This window comes from uncultured Victivallis sp., assembly GCF_944391105.1.
Classification (GTDB): domain Bacteria; phylum Verrucomicrobiota; class Lentisphaeria; order Victivallales; family Victivallaceae; genus Victivallis.
In genome coordinates this window covers 119802-138673 of the sequence record NZ_CALXSK010000003.1, presented here as the reverse complement: position 1 = coordinate 138673, position 18872 = coordinate 119802, and the positions used below count along the sequence as shown (strand labels likewise).

Sequence of the window (18872 nt, the reverse complement as noted above, 5' to 3'; positions counted from 1 at the left end):
TGTAAGTTAATCGCCATAAATTACACGCCACAAGCAGAAACCGCGAACGTCAGCTATTTATCATACCATCTCCTTTCAGTTTGATGTCAATAAATTTCTTCATACGACCCATTCATGCCGGGGATATCCCGACAGAAGAAGGCCGTCATCGATTTGAAACTTCCAAAAATATGACAACAACAATACAGGTGAAAGCAACTGGACAAATTGATTTTGCTTTTCCACCCAACTGCACCCGTCAAGTAATTCCTTTTGTCCCGTCCCCCTTTCAGAGCCAAGCGTAAAAAAAAGACGTACCCCGTTTCATGACTCAGGAGGTACGCCAATACCCGAAAAGACCATGCAAACAGAGTACGCCAATATCAAAGCGCACTCCAGGCAGCGATCTTTTCTCTGTACTTTGGCGTTTTCCTGAGTCGATCCGCTTGAAGACTGCGAATATTTATGATTTTAAAAAATTGTCAGTTCGCTGTTTCATCCTTTCTGTTGCTTTGGATAAAACATAACACAACATTTCGTTAAAATCAAATCACAGCTCTGTCTGCATGGAAAATTTTTCGATCAACGCAGGGAAATATTCACTTCCCTGTCTGATTATTCGCAGGCGAAATCGCAATTTGTCGCGGGAATTGAAAAAAAGAGAACATTCCCGGCGATTCGGGATCAGTCGAAATACAACCTTGCCCTGCCCGGGTCGAGCAAACTGTACCGCATCAGCAACAGGGAACGCAAAAGCTCTTTTTCCTCCTGCGGCAACTTCCCGTTCACCAGAATCCGGTTGATTCCGGAACGGATCAGAGCATCCAGTGCCACAGCCTGCATGACGGGGTCATCCGTCAGCATCGCGTTTTGCTTTCCAGCATTCGTCCCGGATGCCCCTCTCCAATAGTTCTGGCGCCGCTTCACCACATCCGGATCGAAATCCGGATAGAAGAAACGGCTGCAGATCCTCGCCAATTCCTGTTCGAGAGGCGAAGGCGCCCGACGTCCTCTCATTCCTGCCGTTTTCGTCTGCAGTCGGGGATTCCCGCTGCCCTTCAGGAGCAGATCCGAGATCTGGTCCGCCGTCAGGAGTTCATATTCCAACAGCACCGGCAGCAGCCGCCCCCCATCCGAAAAGAAGCCGAGTTTCCGGAACTGTTCCACGGCGAGTTTCTGTACTTCTTTCTGCAACTCCCGGTCCGGATCTTTTTGCGTTTCCATCTCCTTCGTGACAGAATATGGTTTCTCTCCCGCGGGAACGCTCTCCTCCGCCACCACGGGCTTTTGCCGGGCTACGTTTCCGGCAGAGCGAGCCGGAGCGGGAAAACTCTCCTCCGCAACCACGGGATTTTGCAGGGCGACGTTTCCGGCAGAGCGAGCCGGAGCGGGAAAACTCTCCTCCGCAACCGCAGGCTTTTGCCGGGCGACGTTTCCGGCAGAGCGAGCCGGAGCGGGAAAACTCTCCTCCGCAACCACGGGCTTTTGCCGGGCTACGTTTCCGGCAGAGCGAGCCGGAGCGGGAAAACTCTCCTCCGTCACCACGGGCTTTTGCCGGGCGACGTTTCCGGCAGAGCGAGCCGGAGCGGGAACGCTCTCCTCCGTCACCGCAGACCCTGGCGTACCGGTTCGCGGGGAGTCCGAAGCCGAAAACTTAAGCTCTTTCTCCCACTTCGCCTTCTGTTCCTGCATTTTTTCCAGAAACTCCTGGTGCTGACGCTGCGCCTCGGCGATTTTTTCCTGCGAACGCGCAAGTTCTTCTTCCGCCTCCTTCAATCGCGCATGCAATTCGGATTCGGACATGGCGGAAACCGGTTCCGGAATGTGGCGCTGTTCCATCTCCCTCACCCGTCCCCAAAGCAGGAGCCCCGCGAGCAGGGAGCCGACAATCAGAAACAACAAGATTCCCCACGCAGCAACTTTCCCCAACGAACAGATGCCGGCGCAAAATGATTTCCGGCCGGGACGCCGCGGTTCGTTTCTTCCCCCAAATTGATCCTGTTCCCCCTGCAGCAACCGGCGGAATTCCGCTGCCGAATAAACCGGATGTGTACAGCTTTCACGCAACGCCCGGTTCAATCCCGCATCCACGCTGATGGTCATCTCCTCCGGAAGCCCCGGGTACTCCCGGACCGGCAGGCCGGTCAGCGCGCAGTAGATCACCTTGCCCAGCGCGTAGAAGTCGTCGCTCGCATCCGCCGCACCATGTCCGGCCATGAGTTTCGGAGAGAGAAAACCCGGCGTTCCGACCAGCGAACCTCTGCCGTCCGGCGCGATTAATCCGGCATCGGCGAGCGTCGGACGACCGTTCACCCACAGGATGTTGTCCGGTTTGATGTCACGATGAACGAGCTTTCGCCGGTGCAATTCCTCCAGCCCTGCAAGCAGACCGTCGAGCATGAGAGCGATCTCTCTGCCGTCCATCCGCCCGGATCGCTGCAGACGGTTGGCGAGGGTATCCGGCAGATATTCCCCCTCCCCTCGATTGAGATCGTCGGCGGCATCCATCGTGCAGCAGATCCGATCTTCGGTGATCTCGACGTAGCGGATCTTGAGCAGATTCGGATGATTGCACTCCCTGTAGTTTCGAAGTCCGGCCAGTTCCCGTTCGGAATAGCTGCCGTGATTGGCGATGATTTTCAGCGCGACGCGCGTTCCGATCGCATCTTCCGCCAGCCACACCTCGCCGTAGGAGCCGCTGCCGCATTTCTGCAGCAATGTGCAGTTGCAAAGCCGATCACCGTTCCGGTATATCATAGGTCGACAACTCCAGTTTCAACTCCGGATCCTGTTCGTTCATGCGCCGCAGAATCTCCCGTAATTTGGCGAAACAGCGCTTTTTCGCCTGATAGACCTGATTGGGAGAACAGTTCAGATAGGCGGTGATCTTCTCCATCGGCCGCTTCTGCACGGCGAACAGCTGATACGCTTGAAATGTCTCTGGCGTGACAAGTTCGCGAAGCTGCATTTCCGCCTCGTTCAAAACCATTCGTCGCCACTCGTCCATGAAGAGCCGTTCGGTTTCCGGCTCAACGGGGAGCGGCTCAAATTCGGCCACCGGGATTTCCCGTTTCCGCCGGTAGAAATCGGCGATCCTGCTCCGGACGATCCGGCCGAAATAGGTTCGGAAACGGGCGATGCCGGGATCGAACTTGAACCGTCTGCTTTGCTGAAAAAACTGGGTCATCACCTGCTGACAGATGTCATCGGCATCAGACTCGCTCAACCCCTTGAATATGGCAATGGCTTTCACAATGGGACTGTATCGAATAAAAAATTCATCCCAGCTGATCTCATCGCCCGAAGCGAGTTTGTCCAGCAGCGTTCGCGAGGTGGTCGGGTATTTCAAGGGCATTTGGCGTATCTCCTGTTATAGATAAAATACATTAGCTTTTCAGGAAATGCAAGTCAGCTAAAAAAGAATGCCCGGTCCGTTTTTCTTATGCCCGGCTGCGGGAAAATGGTTTGAAGAGTTTGCAAAAACGGATAACACTTTTCTCTGGACAAGAGAGGAAGGTGTGAAATGCAGGATGCACCGGAAACTGGACCGAATCAGATTGGAATCCGTTACTCGGCGGTCGACAAGCTCAAGGCTGTGAAACTCTATTTTGAGGGCGGAGTCCGATCTTTTGCGCGCATTTGCGTCTGCGTGACTGCAAACGATACACGACGAAAGTTGGCGCGGCCGAAGCAACCGACTGATCTGTGAGCCTCGAAGCGCAGGAATCCCGCTGAATCGTTGATGAAAACAGTGCAACCCCAATTTTTTGACTGCTTTTCCGGAATGCCCCTTGAAAAAACAAAGCATTACAGTATATTATCCCATAAGGAATGACACATTTGAAGCAAGGAGATCGACTTATGAGAAGAATTTCGGTTAAGCGCGCGGTTATGATGGAGTATGTTATCATCGCGGTGCTGATTGCAGCGGCGGTGGTGGTCGCGGTTATCATGTTCGGCAAGAATGTCTCCAAAGAGATGAACGTTGCAACTCAGGCAATGAGCGATGCCAAAGGTGCGGAAAACTCCCAGAAAGACATTAAGAGCAATGTCTCCAGCGACATAACAGCCGCGAACGACCACGAAAAAGCAATGCATAATTATGATAATAAGTAAGTAACAGCAGCTTTTTCGTGAGGGAGCAGGATGAGAATGATCGTGAAAAAGCGTGCCGTCATGATGGAATATGTCATCATCGCGGTGCTGATTGCAGCGGCTGTTGTGGTCGCGGTTATCATGTTCGGCAAAAACGTCTCCCATGAAATGAATGTTGCAACCAAATCCATGAGCAACGCCAAGGGGGCGGAGAATTATCAGGGCGAACTGAAAAAAAATTCCGCTGAGGACATCACAGCGGCCAATGACCACGAAAAGGCCATGCACAACTACGATAAGTAACCCGTGTCTTCAACAGAGAAATCTTGACGGATGCTCGTTTGGCGGGTATCCGTCTTTTTTATGAAACGGATTACGGATGGATTATCTGACTCTGGGAAAAATCATTCTGGCAACTCCATGGCTGATCTGCCTGTCCATTCGCGATTTCCGAAAACATGAGCTGCCGAACACATGGGTGATCGGCGGAATTCTCGTGATGGCGGCCATCGCACTCGGAGTGAGCGGGAATTACCTGATCGGTTCGCTCGTTACGGCCTTTTTCTCAGCCTTGTTCCTGCTGCTGCCCTTCTTCCTGCGTGCGGCGGGAGCCGGAGATGTGAAAATGCTGTTCGCCGCAGGACTGATCGCCGGACCGGGCAATACTTTGAATCTGGTTCTTCTGGTCTCCCTCGCCGGGCTGGTGCTCGCCTGCGTCATGTTGTTCCTGCGCAAGGTCGATCCGGCACGAATCAAACATTTCTGCCGCTGTCTGTTCGACTTCCGCTATGACCGCGCCGAGGGACGGCGGAATCTTCCCCCTCCGGAAACCGAAAGCTGCCGGGTTCCGTTCGGGATGGCCATCGCCACCGGGCTTTTTTTGAATCTTCTCCTGCAACTTCTTTATTCCATGGAGGTTGCGATATGAGAGAAAAATTTTCGTTTCTGAAACGCAAAGATGGGGCGGCTCTGCTGGAATTCGTCTTTTGTTTTCCCATTTTGTTTGTGTTGTTTCTCTTTGCCGTACAGTTCGCCTATATCATGATCACCTGGCAGGTGGTGCATTATTCCGCCTACATGGGAGCGCGTTCCGCCATGACGGTCAACAATCTCCAGCGGAAAGGCCGGGCGGAGACCGTGGTCAAACGAATCCTCGCAGTTGTTTCCGCCTCGCCCGCGGACTCCGCGGAAGCCGCGGACCGCGCCAATGACAAGTACATTAAACTCGATGGCTGGGGGCGGCTCCCGAACACGAAATATCTTGATCAGCAGGTGGATGTCGAGATTCCGCTCGTGGACCTCGACCCGCGCGGAGTCAAGTGCACGGTAAAGTTCAAGATGTTTCTCCAGGTGCCGGTCGCGGGGCGGATCATCAGTTTCTTTGCAAAGGAGAAGAAAACCGAAGAGGAAAGCAAATGGCAGGAGAAGCTGGACAATCAGGCCTATGCACTCAATCCGGCTCTGCTCTCGCAATATGCCAACGAAATGGAAGTCAAGGGGAGCGGTCAGAAGAGTGATCTGAAGTATCCGTACATCACGTTGACTTCAAGCTGTGTAATCCCGATTCCGTATGCAACCAAATTTTATCCGTTGACCCGATGAACGAAATCAATCCAACCATATGGACCGTTTTTTCCGGCCGCTGCCGGGAACTGGCGACAGACAGCAAAGGCGCTGCGCTGGCGATCACGCTCGCATTCGTCATGCCGATCTATCTGCTCGTCATCGGCATTTACGGAATCGGGGAAGTCGTGCGCAACAAAATTGAGCTTCAGAATGCCGCCGATGCTGCCGCCTACTCCGCCGCGGCGGTTCAGGCGGATTACCTCAGCCGGATTGCAACCGTGAACAAGGCGATGGCATGGACATACGTCGACCTTCAGAAACGTTCGCTCGATCTGGCGATGGACACTTTCTGCAAATATGTGTTTCTCCAGTTCCAGAAGGATTTCAATATGGTTCGCCAGAAGAACACCCCGTGTCACATGCACGTGCCGGGGGTGCACTACAACTGCGGAACGGATCTTGTGGTTTTCGACCTTACCCTCACTCTGGTGGGGACCGGTGTCGGAGTGCCGGAACTTGCGAAGAAATTCAACGGTCAGGGGACGCTCGACCGTTTTCTCCTGGCGCAGCTGGTTTATACGACGATCGCGGAAACCAAGGGGAAAGGCTCCGTTGCCAACATCCCCAAGGTGGCGGAATACAGTTTGAACATCACCCGGATGATGGCGAAACTCACCAAACTGCGCCAGGAGTATCCCGATAAGGTGAAGGAAACCGCACGACAGATCGCCGCCGCCAATATGATGGAGTGCAAGGACGATTATATGATCAACGTCTCCGTGGGGGACGCGAACACCTGCTTTTTCACGATGCCCGGCACGGAGGAGTATGAAAAGACGTTCATCTCCTTCGCGGATCCGACCCTGAAGGATTTTTCACCGAAAAAGGTGTTCGGCCCCGGAACCGACGACTGGATCGTCCGGCAAAGTCCCGTCGGCTTCTGGCGAGTCTACAAGCAGACCGAAGACCATCTGTACGCGAAATGGGACTGGTTCTGGACCCGCTGGGTTCATGTGAATCTCGGGGAGATCCAGCTTCACATGCCGCCGTTTTTCCCAGGCGGAGGCAAAGGGAGAGGACATCCGGAGTATCACGGGTACGACAGCTTCTTCCCGCTCATCAAGAAAAATCTGCCGATCGGACTGGTGGTGCCTCCCGCGATTCCGCTGACGCTCACGCCGCTCTACTTCGGGAAAGGCGGTTCGATCACGGTGGCGATCGCGAGAAAGACGAGCAATCCGTTCTCCGTTTTCAGCGGCGGGCGCTCGCTCACGGCGCCCTCGATTCTCTCGGCGTTCAATCCCTCGGTGGCAGGAGGAAACCGCCCGGAATACATGTGCGCGATCGCCTCCGCCCGCGCAGGCTACAAATCCTATGAGAAAGACAAGGAAAAAAAGCGCAAAAGTGCCGACTACCTGCTCGGATACACCATCGCAGACGGCGAGAAGGCGTGGAATCTTGTGGAGACCGACTGGGACGCCGTCATGCTCCCCGTCCGCAATGCGTGGGATCTGTGTGCCGGAGTCGGCGAGGCGCAGACCTTTACCGTCGGCAGCGGCAACATCCTCAAGGAGATCATGCTCGATAAAAAGAACTGGGTCGACGGCACGGGGAAAAAGATCAACGAGAAAAATCTGCCCGACTGGGAGAAACTCCAACCGCCCGCCGGCCTTGTCACGGACGGGAAAGAGGATAAGGACGGCAAACTCCAGTGGGATAAACTGCGGGATTATCTGGGCCATTGAATCATGAAGAAAAGTCGACACAATCTGTTCTCCTCCGGTCGCGGCTCCGTCTTGATGGAGTTCGTGCTGGTTCTGCCGATCTACATGGCCACGATCGGCGGGATTCTCTGGCTGGGGATGAAGTCGCTCGATGCAGTCAACCTGCGGGCGGCCGACCACTGGGGGGTCTGGATGGCCGGGAATCGGTTCTCGACGCGCCTGCCGGCGATTACGGCCTTGCAGGAGATGTTTCCGCGCACCACGCTGATCACGACCTCGCAGGAACGCGCTCTGACCGGAGAACATTCGTTTCTGCAGTTCATCGGGTCCAAAACCACGCTGATCGAAACCCGGCCGGAATTCCTCGACAACTGGATCAATATGCCCTATACGGCGCGGGGCGAAAGCAGGCCGTTTTCGATTCCGGAGCTGCAGATGACCTCCTCCCGTTACGGAAATAAATACACGCAGTGCATCATCATGCGCACGAAAAGCTCCAATACCGACAAACGGCACTGGGACTCCAGTCTCGTCGCGAAACACAACGTCTGGAAATTCGATTCGAAAGATGATGAATATCCCAAGGAGTGGAAGATCGAACTTCTGGACGACCCCAAATACAAGGACGATACGAAAGAACAGGAAAAGGAACCGGAAAAAATCAAATTCTACGAGCGCTACGACAAATATGAAAAGTGGAGCAAAAAGAATTGAAGAAGTTACCGCTTTTTGCCGTCGTTTTCCTGCTGGTTTTCTGCGGTGGCACGGGTCTGCTCCTGCTTTTGCGTGAACCGGCGCGTCCGGCGGCGGGACAGCCTTCCGTCGGGGATCGACCGTTCCGCCGTTCTCCAGTTCAGGAGACATTGCCGCCGCTGCGGCTGCCTCCCGGCGTGACCGCGCAGCGCTGTGCGGAGAACAGCTGGGAGTATTCCGGGGAGATTGCCGCGAATTTCGTATCGGCGCGCGGACGTCTGAGCGCCTGGTTTCAGAGCCAGTCCTGGCGGCCGGAAAAACAGATCACGCTCGATGAGAGTTTGAGACCGCAAGTCATTCTGACCTTTTCCAGCGGGAAATATGAATTGACTCTGCTGATCTGGAAAATCGGAACGAACCGGACCGGTTTTTCCTATCGGCGGGAGAAGAAAATGGAGTTTGAAGGAGAGATCATTCAATGAACGAAAATTCCTCATTTCTGGTATTGTTTCTGGCCCCGGTCAAGGAGTATCTGGCGGACGACCAGGTATCCGAAATCCTGATCAACGGTCCTTCGCAGATCTACATCGAACGGAACGGGAAGCTCGAAGAGACCCCCGCCCGTTTCGCCAATGAGGCGCAGTTGAAAGCCGCGGCAGTCAACATCGCCAAATCGGTCGACCGCCAGCTCGACGAAATGCATCCGGATCTGGATGCGCGACTGCCGGACGGATCGCGCGTTCACGCCACGATCCCGCCGATCAGCCGCTGCGGAACGATCCTTTCGATCCGGAAATTCAAAAAGGAGATGCTGACCATCGACCGGCTCGAACAATTCGGCAGCATTCCCCGCGAAGGCGTTCTTCTGTTGAACGCAATCGTCAAACTGCGGAAAAACACCATCGTCTCGGGAGGGACCTCCTCCGGCAAAACCTCCGTTCTGAATGCGTTGAGCGGGCTGATCCCGGAGAACGACCGCATTCTCGTGCTTGAAGACGCCAGCGAACTGCAGCTTCAGCAGAAGCACTGCGTCTACTTTGAAACCCGCAAACCCGACAAAAACGGCCTGGGGGAGTTTTCAATCCGCGATCTGGTCATTGCTTCGCTGCGTCTCCGTCCCGACCGTCTGGTCATCGGGGAGATTCGCGGCGGCGAGGCGCTCGATCTCCTGCAGGCGATGAATACCGGCCACTCCGGTTCGATGTCCACGATCCATGCGAACAGTCCGCTCGATGCGTTGAGCCGCATGGAAACCTGTGCGATTTTAAGCGGAGCGAACCTGCCGCTCACGGCGATCCGGATGCAGGTCGCTTCCGCCATCAACTGCGTGGTTCACACGATGCGACTGCCGGACGGATCGAGAAAAATCGTTGAAATCGCCGAAGTGCTTCCGCTCGAAAACGGCGAATACCGTCTCCGCTCGCTGATGCATTGGGAGACCCGTTCCGTCGCTCCGGACGGGAGCGTTTCCGGCGGATTCATACTCGGTGAGCGCCCGACGTTCCAAGGTGATGCCGAACTGCTTCACCTGGAACTGCCGGAGTACCGATGAAGCAGAAATCCCCCATGCCGTTCTTCTTTGCAGGAGAGCAGATCTCCGGATTTCAGCTGATACGCCCTCTGCGGGTGCGTGATTGTTCGGAATGCTGGTATGCCCTCTGCCGGGAGAATCGCACTCCGGTCGCCGTCAAGTTCCTGCGCCCGGAGCATCCGCGCATTGCGCAGTTTTATGCGATGGCCGAGTTTCTCCAATCCGCACCGAGCCCTTTTCTGATCCGGGTATTCGATTGCGGGGAGACGGTCTCCGGCCTTCCTTACGCGGTGATGGAATATGCCGGTGGCGGCACGTTGCGCCGTTACCTTTCCGATCATGGGAAACTCTCTCTGGCGGAATCGGTTCAACTTCTGCATGACATGCTCTGCGGTCTTGCGGTGCTGCACGCGCACGGAATCGTTCACCGGGACGTCAAACCCGAAAACATCTGGCTGACCACCGACGGCGATTTCCGGCTGGGCGACTTCGGACTGGTTCGCCTGCCCGACTATCCGGAAGAGCGGGGGAAGATCTTTGGAACCGCCTCCTGCATGTCACCGGAACAGGCGCGGGATTCCACCTCGGTCGACGGTCGCAGCGATCTCTACAGCCTGGCGGCGGTGCTCTTCGAGGCGCTGACCGGAGAACGTTTGCGGCCGAAAGGGAGCTTTTCTGAAATCATTCGATTCATCCTTGCCGACCGTTCCGCCCCTCCCGTCGACCGGTTGAAAGCCGTCGCGACGGAAAAACCGGCCCGTCTGCTGGCGAGAATGCTCGAACCGCTTCCGGAACTGCGCCCGCAAAGTGCGGCGGAAGCTCTCGCGGAACTCGACGCAATGGAACTGCCGAAGCGCAACTGACCACACCGTTCAGGCCCCGTCCCGGAGCGGAAAGCGTTCCAGCAGCCGTTGCCAGCGGGGGGAGCAGTTCCTCCGTTTCATAAATTCCGCCGGAGAGAGAGCGGCCGCATCGAAAATCTCCCGATCCGAGAGCCGAAGCAGAACCGGCAACGGCTCCGCCCCTTCGCGACGCAGTGCGTCCGCAGCCTTCCGGAGGCGGCGCCTGATCTGAAACTCCCGTCCGATGACCAGCACCGGTCCGGCCAGCGGCAGAATCCAGAACACACTTCCCGCAGCCGCCAGAACCGGAGCGGCGGCCGCTCCGCCGAACAACAGCAGCGGGAGGTACCACTTCCGGAAAAGATTTCCGCACTCCCTCCGGAATGCCGAAGCATGAATCTGGCAGGGAAAATACTCTTCATACACCGAAGCGGGGAATGCGGTTCTGACCGCATGAATCAATTCGTGGGCGAGCGTCTCCGCGGCATCATAACCCAATCGGCGGCGGCGGCGGGCAAATTTTCCGTGCAGAAAGAGCAATGGCAGCGAACCATCCACCTCCAGCAGAATTCCGGCCGACCAGAAACCGGTCCGCCGGGAAGAGTACCAGCCGGGAACCCACTCCGCCCGGAAACGATATTTTTCCCAGGTCAACCGACCTGCCGCCTCACGAATCTCACCGGAAAGCGGCCGGCTTTCCCCGATGAGCGACAGCAGATCGGAGGAACCGTTTTGAAGTGCCTCCAGCTCTCCGGCGAGGATTTCAAGACGCGCTGCAAACGCTCCGTCCGACTCCGCGGGAGCGGGAAACATTCCCTCCGCATCGAGTTCCGTTTCCGTTTTTTTCCTGAAACCCCAAGCCATATCTTCAGGGAACCGGGAGAGAAATAATTGTGACAATTCTCTGATACAACGCGACAATTCCTCTGCCGACCGGTCCGAACGATCCCCCGGAAAGCGAGTAGATCGAAGCCGACGCGGCAAAGACCAGCGGCAGAATCGAACAGAGCAGAATCGTGTATTCCAGCAGAACACTCCGCTTTTTCGCCATGCGCCGCCTTTTATTCATAACTCAGCCCCCAGACCCAGTTGACCAGCGGATCCCCCGGGATTCCGCTCGAAAGAAGCGCCTGCCCGATCCCGGCTGCCACTTCCGGCTTCAGCGGATCATATTTCTCCAGCATCGTTTGCTGGTTTGCCCGGAAACGTTTCCAGGCCGCGGCATATTGCCGCATCTCCCCGGCAGAAATCGTGGAGGATGGAGAAAAATAGAAATATGCTGTCTTGGCCACAAAATAGACCCGCGTTCCGGTCGCTGACTCCGCCATCCGGTTGAACATGGCGAGCATGGCGGAGCGATGCTCCAGCAGCTTTTCGCAATGCTGCTTGAGCTTCAACGTCTCTCCGCTGAGCATCCAGCGATTTTCCGGCAGAGAAAGCCAGAGATTCGTCTCCTCCACCGTCCGGTAAAGGGCGGCCAGGGCGATGCACTCCGGCTGAAATTCGAGGCTCGGAACAATATCGTCGGAATAAAGATTGGTCGAAAGAACCGCCGACTGCTGAACCATTTCATAAAAATAGCGAATGCCGAACATCCGGTCATAATCCCCGGCCGGAGCAGATCGGCGCAGATCGGGCATTTTCCCCTTCAGGCAGTCAAACTGCAGCGCCCTGCCGACCTTTTCAGGCGAGGCGAACTCCGCAGCGACGGCAGGAATCTGTTCCCCGTCGACACCGACGTTCTTGAGTTTCGCCAGCAGAAATTTCAAGGTTTCCGCATTGCGCAGCAGCGCCTCCTGACGTTCTACGAGCTGGTTGCGTTTCTGCAGAATCCGGCTGCTGATCATACATTCGTCCGGCGTTACGAACGAAATATCCGGCCTGATCTGTGCAAAACGCATGGCAACGAGTGCGTTTTGATTGGCGAGGACTTCATTCTGGTTTTTCTCCAGATGCTTGAGCACATCGGAGAAATCCTGGGCCCGAACACGGATACTGCCGGAGGTGATCGTCCGAAAATGTTCCATTTTCGCAATCAGCTTGTCAAACGTCGCCGTCTCACTCCCGAGCTGATCGAGCAACGCATTCATTTGAGCCAGAACGGCACAGTTGTTTTCCAACTCGGAAATCAGACGGCCGATCTCGCCGCGCAGAGGCCGGAGCCATTCCGGTTCATCCGTCTCGGCGGAGGCGAGAAGCGGCATTTGTTTCAGCTCGGTCAACAGCGTCTGCTGGGTTTCCGGTTCGGAATCCATCGACGTGAGAAGGGCCCGGATTTTAAACTGAATGTCCAGCAGGGATTTTGCGCGCCGCACAAGAGCCATCCGTTCATCGACCGAGGCATCCTCCCAGTTCCAGGCAAACCGGTTTTCGATTTCCAGACGCCCGAAACATTCGGCGGCGTCCTCCCATTCCGAATTCTGCAGGTGCCTTTTGAACTCGTTCCAGAATGCAAACGTTTTCTCGTAGCGGGCAATATTCTTCAGATGTTCCTGATGGAATTTCTCGTACTTCTGGTAATCCCGCGACTCCGGCATCCGGTCGAGCAGCCGCCGGGCCGTCGCGAAATCCGCGCGGCGAATATAAAACTCCGCCGCGGCAAGCACCTGGGAGGCCTGCGGCGTGGAGAGGTAAAATACACCGAACATGCCAAGAATGACCAGCAGTGTAATCCCCATCACCAGAATCTTCCGCCCGATCTGAGAACGCGTGTGCGGAACGTTCCGGTCGAGGAACAGAAAATCGAAAAATGCAATGGCAATTTCATCCGAATCCATCAGCATGCGTTCCTGACGGCCGAGTTTATCCCCGTTCACAAAAGTGCCGTTGACACTGCCGAGATCCCGAATCCAGGACTCTCCGTTTTCCGCGATCCGGATCTCGGCATGGTGGCGGGAAACCACATCATCCCGGATAACGATGTCGTTCTCCTCTGCGGAACCGATTCGGATCAGATTCTTCTCCAGACGGATCATTTCCCCTTCGCGCGGCCCGTTCAGAGCCTCCAGGCGATGAACGTCGCATGGACGGGCGGCGCCGACTTCCGCCGGTTTGACGAAAAGTTCGCAGTCGCCGATCGCGACCCGCTCGTTCAACTTGAGTACACAGCCGGATACCGCCCGCCCATGAACATGGACCTTGTTTTTTCCACATGCCTGCAGCCGGATCTCCCGGGAGCCGATCCTCAACTCGGCCTGATAATCGGCCGAAACCCGGTCCTGAGGAGGAATCACCCAGTCGTTGTCTTCCGCCCGGCCGATCCGCACCCGCTCCCCCAGAGTATCGCTCTTGGCCGAATAGAGAAGTTTCCCCCGACAGCGGAACTCAAGAAGACGTACCACGGCACATTTCCGCTCTTTCACCTTCGGAAGAACATCCGAGGCGCCTTTGCTTTTCCCGTGTCTGTGAAATATTCTGCTCATTCTTCAATCGTCCAGATGTTTTTCATGATCTTCACATGACGATGGTCGTCCGGAGAAGGAAAACGGCGAAGACACTCATTGATGATCCGGTTCATGCCCTCGAAATTTCCCGCCCTCTGATAAGTCTGAAACGCCAGGCAGCACTGCGAATACCAGACCTGCTGTTTTTCCCGGAATTCCCGCCAGAGCGGCACAACGGCCGCGATCAGGACCGGATCGCCGGTTTCATAAGCCCGGCAAAGCAGCGTCCGAAGCATCAGATCGACGTCATCCCAGACTGCCGCGGCAATGTTTTTCCGCAATTCGAACGAAGCGCGCTGCAGCAGCCGGGTGGAGTCCTCCGTCATGCGCACCTCCGGAATCTCCCAGTAGTGGTCCACCATCGCCGGGGAAACCACAAAAGCGCCGTAACTCCGCAGAACCCGGTCGGACCGCCAGAAATGGTTGGCCGGAACCTCCCGCAGCAGAACCAGTTCCTTGTCCTGGTAGCGCATGTAGCTGGCATATCCCTGCCAGCGGAAATTTTTATCCTGACGGGTGTAGGAGAGCAGATAATAGGGGAAGCCGCTCTCCGTCGGGCGATAGAACTCCTGTTTCGGCTCCTCCAGAAACGCGAATCCCTCCTGTTCCGAAACCCGTTTCCGCCACTCGTCGAAACTTTTCCGCCGCGTCGTCCGAAACCCGTCCGGCACAGTCGACACAGTGAAGACAAGATGAAACGGAACATCCATGTTCTTCCCCAGCGCCGTCATGATTTCATGGTTGTTCCCCTCGCTTTTCGTAACTGTCACCGGAGTTTTCGGATAGTAGACAAGACATTTCCCGTCCGGTTCGATTTCCATCCGGAACTCCCCGTCGTCATACTCACCGGAGACCTCTCCCGGCCAGGTGACCGGATTTTCCAGCTGCATTTCTGAGATGACATAGGCGCCACCGATGATCAGCAGAAAAAGCGCAACTCCACCGATCAGTACAATCCGGCGACGCCATCTGCGGCTGCGGTTGAATTTCCGAAGATCCTCCAGCTCCGCGGCGGAGGCGTAACGCGTACAATCCGCTTCGTTCGGACGAGCGGAATCCGATTCCTCCGAAGCCGTCTCTCCGGAAAGCTCCTCGGTTGCCTCCTCCTGATCGCCCGAAGAGGCCTCCATCGCGGAATCCATATCGACGGGCGAATCATCCTCCTCCAGAACGAATGTCAACTCTTTCCCGATGCTCACATCCGCGCCGGGAGTCAGCAGGACATCTCCTTCCCCGATCACCTCTTCCCCGTTCACCCGGGCGGACTCATTCCCGTGAACATGAAGCAGAACTCCGCGATCGGTCTGCGGAAGGAGCGTGATATGCTCCGCCCCGATATCCGTTCCGCCCGGACGGATGTCGGCATCCCGGCGCCGCCCGATCAACGTTCCGGAATTCCGCACGGCAAAAACCCGGCCGGCCAATTCGCCGGTCAGAAACCTGATCTTGTAATGAACTGCTCTCTCCATATTTTCCCCTCAGAACAGTGGAACTCCAGCCTCCCGCATCTTCAAAAAAACCGGAGTCAGAATGATGATGAATACCGCAGGCAGAATAAACAGCGCCATCGGCAGAAGCATCAGAGACGGCGCGCGCTGCGCCTTGCATTCGGCCAGGGCAAAACGGGCTTTGCGCATCTCTTCCCCCTGAATCTCCATCGTTTCGGTCAGCGGGGCGCCGAGTTCGGTTCCCAGGGCGATTGCCGCCGCAAACGAAGTGAACTCCCGGATGTGAATCCGATCGGCCATATTCTGCAGCGCAACGGTTCGAACCACTCCGAGCTCCATCTCGCGAAGCATCTGGGAATACTCATCCGTCAGCGGACTGTCGATGCCCAGCTTCACGTAAAAACGCACTGCCGCTGAAAAGTCCAGACCTCCGCGCATCGCCGACGCGATCAGATCAATCGAATAAGGGATCGCCTTCAGAATCGAGAGACGCCGCTCCTTGACCAGATTGCCGATCACGATTCCCGGCAGACTCCCGCCGATCATTGCGGCGATCACCCCGGCAACCGGAATGGAGATCCGGTTCTCCTCGTCCACCAGACCCGCCGTCACACAACCGGCAACAACTCCGAAGAAAACGATCAGACACAGCTGCATGCAGTAGATCTCCACGGAGAAAAACTTCAATCCGGCAAAATTCAACTGCTTCTGAAGTTCTGCGCACCGGCCGGGAAACACCTTCCGGAAAAAATTTCCGACACCGGCCATGATCAAAAGATCGGTAAACGGTTTCAGCAGCGAGAACAACCACACCGAATGCTCCCGCTCCACGACAGCCTTTTTCTCCCGTTTCCCCGCAAGCACGGTGAAGAACAACGTCGGCAGTACAATCACGGAAAAGGTCAACGCATAGATAAGAATCTGTTTCATTCGCTACACCTTGATGTCCACTATCGACCGGATCACCAGATAACCGATCACTTCCAATGCCAGCATCGCACCAATCGCACACCAGCCGATCAACGTCTGCACCATCGGCAGCATCAGATCATTGTTGATGAAAAAAAGCAGCAGAAACGCCACCAGCGGAGCCAGAGCCATCGCCAGCGCCTCAAAACGCCCCTGAGCCGTAAGCGCTTTGAGTTTCTGATGAAACTCGGTCCGCCCCCGGATCATCCGGGTGATCTTTTCCAGAACCTCCACCATGCTGCCGCCGGATTGCGTCGTAAGCCGGATCGAAATGATCAGCAACTGCAGATCCTCACAGGGAATCCGGTTGTACATCCGCTGCATCGCCTCCGCCAGTTCCAGCCCGAGCCGGTACTCCCGGATCACAATCATGAGCTCTTCCTTCAACGGTCCCTCGCACCGCCGGGAGAACACCTCCAGCGCCTGAGGCAGCGCCTGTCCCGCCCGCAAACCGCTGGTCAGCCCCAGCGAAAGATCCAGAATGCTGTTCTCGAACCGCTCCGCCCGGCGCCGGGCCTTCTGAGAAAAATAAAACCAGGGAGCGGCCATCCCGAGAAAAAAAGCCAGCGCCGCGACCGGAACAATAATCAACGACTCAGATACCTGGCAGAAAATCAGCGTCGTAATCAAGCCCCCCGCCAGCAGAATTCCCAGAGAAAGTTGAAGTTGCTGAAGCGTGGCTCGACCAATGAAGAAATAAATATTGTTCGCCATCCCTTCCGAACGGTTTTCCCGAATCTTCCGGTCCGCCTGCTCCATGCTGAATGACTGAATCAGCGAGATGAGAATATAGACCAGCAGAGCAACGGCAAAAAGCACCAGCAGGTAAACGCCGTAACGCTGCAAGAGAGAGAGTGATGCCATCGCTCCTCCTTTCACCCTTCCGGGACAAATACGGACATATCCAGCTCAAGATCCCCGGCTTGACGCAATTCATCCACAAACTTCGGAATATTGCCGGTTGCAGTGTGATGCCCGATCACGTGAAATTTCTCGTCAAACCCCTCCTGCTCGAAGGTGAAAATATCCTGAAGCAGAATCGTACTGCCTTCCCTCCCGGTCACCTCCGAAATCTTCACAATCTTCCTCGACCCATCCGGCAGCCGGGTCTGCTGCACGATCAAATGAATCGCCGAGGCGATCTGCTCCCGGATCGCCGACGACGGCAGTTCGAACCCGGCCATCATGACCATGTTCTCAAGACGCGACAGCGCGTCGCGCGGATTGTTCGCGTGACAGGTCGTCATGGAGCCGTCGTGACCGGTGTTCATTGCCTGAAGCATGTCCAGCGCCTCCGCACCGCGGCACTCTCCCACGATGATCCGGTCAGGCCGCATACGCAATGTATTGATCACAAGGTCGCGGATCGTAATCCGCCCCTGCCCTTCGACATTCGCGGGACGCGCCTCGAGCCGGCAGAGATTCTCGTGGCTGAGCTTCAACTCCGCGGAATCCTCCACCGTGATGATCCGCTCCTTTTCAGGGATAAATTGCGACAGGATGTTCAACAGCGTCGTTTTGCCGGATCCGGTTCCGCCCGACACCAGAATGTTGCGCCGGGCACGCACCGCCTCCCGCAGAAACAGCGCCATCGGACGGGTCAGGCTTCCGAACCGGATCAAATCCTCGTCGATGAGTTTTTTCGAGGGGAATTTCCGGATCGTCACCAGCGAACCGTCGAGCGCCAGCGGCGGAATCACCGCATTCACGCGGGAGCCGTCTTCCAACCGGGCATCCACCATCGGAGAGGCTGCGTCGATGTGGCGCCCAAGCGGTTCGACAATGCGCTGAATGATCGACTGCAGATGGCTCTCGCTGTTGAAACGGGCCGCAGTCCGGTAGATCAGTCCGCGGCTTTCCACAAAAAGATTCGCTGGCCCGTTGATCATGATCTCCGAAATGGACGGGTCGCGAAGCAGGGGCGAAAGCGGACCGAGCCCGATCAGATCATCCAGCAGAATTTGCCGGAACTCTTCGAGCTTCACCTGAACCGGAATCTCATGTCGAACCTCCCGGAGAATCCGGTCCAGTGCATCTTCGACTTTCGGACGCATGTCGCTGTTCGTCATCTCCAGGGAGGAAAAATTGCTGATATTCAGCAACTCCAGAACACGATTCTGAATTCTCCGGGCCAGCTGCAGCATCGCATCACTGTAAAGGCCGGAATGCTCCGTGTCCACTCCCCCGTAAACCGGCATCCCGTGCGCCTGCGGCTGAGAGGATGAGTTGACTTTCTCCTCGCTCGCGGGAGAGGCGGAAACGGAATCCTGCGAAGCGGATGGCGCGATCTCCAATGTCAACTCCGTCTCCCCGATCCGGATCACATCTCCCGGCGCAAGTTTCGTCCGGCCGGAAACCGGCACGCCGTTCACCCGCGTACCGGTGCGGCTCGAGAGATCTTCCAGAAAGAGAGCACCCGCATCGCCCCCGGTAAGTTCGGCGTGGCGTCGCGAGACTTTTTTGTCTGCAAGACACAGGCCGGCCTCACCGGAGCGCCCGATCAGAAGCGGCAGCCTGCCTTCCAGCGCAATGCGCTTCTGTTCTCCGTCTGCGGTTGTAACCCTCAATTGCATCATAATAGA

General features: G+C 56.2%; 19 protein-coding genes. 10 read left to right on the top strand and 9 right to left on the bottom strand.

Features of this window, described 5'->3' with window-relative positions:
• Positions 1-663 precede the first annotated feature (663 nt).
• Positions 664-2736 (bottom strand): protein kinase, encoded by a 2073-nt coding sequence (locus Q0K10_RS02460; RefSeq protein WP_294502708.1) that lies wholly within the window; start codon positions 2734-2736, stop codon positions 664-666.
• Positions 2717-3334, bottom strand: a complete 618-nt coding sequence (locus tag Q0K10_RS02455; RefSeq protein ID WP_294502704.1) for a sigma-70 family RNA polymerase sigma factor — start codon at positions 3332-3334, stop codon at positions 2717-2719. The genes Q0K10_RS02460 and Q0K10_RS02455 overlap by 20 nt, the downstream gene beginning before the upstream one ends.
• Positions 3335-3502: 168 nt before the next feature.
• Here Q0K10_RS02455 and Q0K10_RS02450 point away from each other — a divergent pair, with 168 nt between their 5' ends.
• The 10 genes from Q0K10_RS02450 to Q0K10_RS02405 all read left to right on the top strand — a co-directional run bounded on the left by Q0K10_RS02450 (position 3503) and on the right by Q0K10_RS02405 (position 10451).
• Positions 3503-3688, top strand: coding sequence for a hypothetical protein (locus Q0K10_RS02450; protein ID WP_294502692.1), 186 nt, complete (start codon positions 3503-3505; stop codon positions 3686-3688).
• A 152-nt stretch (positions 3689-3840) separates the two neighbouring features.
• Positions 3841-4095, top strand: a complete 255-nt coding sequence (locus tag Q0K10_RS02445) for a hypothetical protein (protein ID WP_294502681.1) — start codon at positions 3841-3843, stop codon at positions 4093-4095.
• Between the two features lie 42 nt (positions 4096-4137).
• Positions 4138-4377 (top strand): hypothetical protein, encoded by a 240-nt coding sequence (locus tag Q0K10_RS02440; RefSeq protein ID WP_294502679.1) that lies wholly within the window; start codon positions 4138-4140, stop codon positions 4375-4377.
• Between the two features lie 76 nt (positions 4378-4453).
• Positions 4454-5002, top strand: coding sequence for a prepilin peptidase (locus tag Q0K10_RS02435; protein ID WP_294502677.1), 549 nt, complete (start codon positions 4454-4456; stop codon positions 5000-5002).
• Entirely contained in the window at positions 4999-5676 is a 678-nt protein-coding gene (locus Q0K10_RS02430) for a TadE/TadG family type IV pilus assembly protein (RefSeq protein ID WP_294502676.1), read from the top strand. The genes Q0K10_RS02435 and Q0K10_RS02430 overlap by 4 nt, the downstream gene beginning before the upstream one ends.
• Positions 5673-7385, top strand: a complete 1713-nt coding sequence (locus tag Q0K10_RS02425; RefSeq protein WP_294502675.1) for a pilus assembly protein TadG-related protein — start codon at positions 5673-5675, stop codon at positions 7383-7385. The genes Q0K10_RS02430 and Q0K10_RS02425 overlap by 4 nt, the downstream gene beginning before the upstream one ends.
• Positions 7386-7388: 3 nt before the next feature.
• Complete coding sequence (locus tag Q0K10_RS02420; RefSeq protein ID WP_294502674.1) at positions 7389-8078, top strand: TadE family protein; 690 nt, start codon at positions 7389-7391, stop codon at positions 8076-8078.
• On the top strand, positions 8075-8539 hold the full coding sequence (locus Q0K10_RS02415; protein ID WP_294502673.1) for a hypothetical protein: 465 nt from the start codon (positions 8075-8077) through the stop codon (positions 8537-8539). The genes Q0K10_RS02420 and Q0K10_RS02415 overlap by 4 nt, the downstream gene beginning before the upstream one ends.
• On the top strand, positions 8536-9609 hold the full coding sequence (locus Q0K10_RS02410) for a CpaF family protein (protein WP_294502672.1): 1074 nt from the start codon (positions 8536-8538) through the stop codon (positions 9607-9609). The genes Q0K10_RS02415 and Q0K10_RS02410 overlap by 4 nt, the downstream gene beginning before the upstream one ends.
• The gene (locus Q0K10_RS02405; protein ID WP_294502669.1) at positions 9606-10451 is read left to right on the top strand and encodes a serine/threonine-protein kinase; all 846 of its coding nucleotides are present in this window, start codon (positions 9606-9608) and stop codon (positions 10449-10451) included. The genes Q0K10_RS02410 and Q0K10_RS02405 overlap by 4 nt, the downstream gene beginning before the upstream one ends.
• 9 nt (positions 10452-10460) lie before the next feature.
• On the opposite strand, the gene Q0K10_RS02400 is transcribed toward Q0K10_RS02405, so the two are convergent.
• The 7 genes from Q0K10_RS02400 to Q0K10_RS02370 all read right to left on the bottom strand — a co-directional run bounded on the left by Q0K10_RS02400 (position 10461) and on the right by Q0K10_RS02370 (position 18866).
• Positions 10461-11243 (bottom strand): hypothetical protein, encoded by a 783-nt coding sequence (locus tag Q0K10_RS02400; protein WP_294502666.1) that lies wholly within the window; start codon positions 11241-11243, stop codon positions 10461-10463.
• Positions 11244-11298: 55 nt separating this feature from the next.
• A complete protein-coding gene (locus Q0K10_RS02395; RefSeq protein WP_294502664.1) occupies positions 11299-11499 on the bottom strand; it encodes a hypothetical protein in 201 nt (66 codons plus the stop codon).
• A complete protein-coding gene (locus tag Q0K10_RS02390; RefSeq protein WP_294502662.1) occupies positions 11492-13771 on the bottom strand; it encodes an FHA domain-containing protein in 2280 nt (759 codons plus the stop codon). The genes Q0K10_RS02395 and Q0K10_RS02390 overlap by 8 nt, the downstream gene beginning before the upstream one ends.
• A gap of 77 nt (positions 13772-13848) precedes the next feature.
• Entirely contained in the window at positions 13849-15342 is a 1494-nt protein-coding gene (locus tag Q0K10_RS02385; RefSeq protein WP_294502660.1) for an FHA domain-containing protein, read from the bottom strand.
• Between the two features lie 9 nt (positions 15343-15351).
• Positions 15352-16251 carry a type II secretion system F family protein gene (locus tag Q0K10_RS02380; protein WP_294502657.1) on the bottom strand — a complete coding sequence of 300 codons (900 nt, stop codon included), beginning with the start codon at positions 16249-16251 and terminating at the stop codon, positions 15352-15354.
• A gap of 3 nt (positions 16252-16254) precedes the next feature.
• Positions 16255-17154, bottom strand: a complete 900-nt coding sequence (locus Q0K10_RS02375) for a type II secretion system F family protein (RefSeq protein ID WP_294502654.1) — start codon at positions 17152-17154, stop codon at positions 16255-16257.
• A gap of 11 nt (positions 17155-17165) precedes the next feature.
• Positions 17166-18866 carry an ATPase, T2SS/T4P/T4SS family gene (locus tag Q0K10_RS02370; RefSeq protein WP_294502653.1) on the bottom strand — a complete coding sequence of 567 codons (1701 nt, stop codon included), beginning with the start codon at positions 18864-18866 and terminating at the stop codon, positions 17166-17168.
• Between the last annotated feature and the right edge of the window lie 6 nt (positions 18867-18872).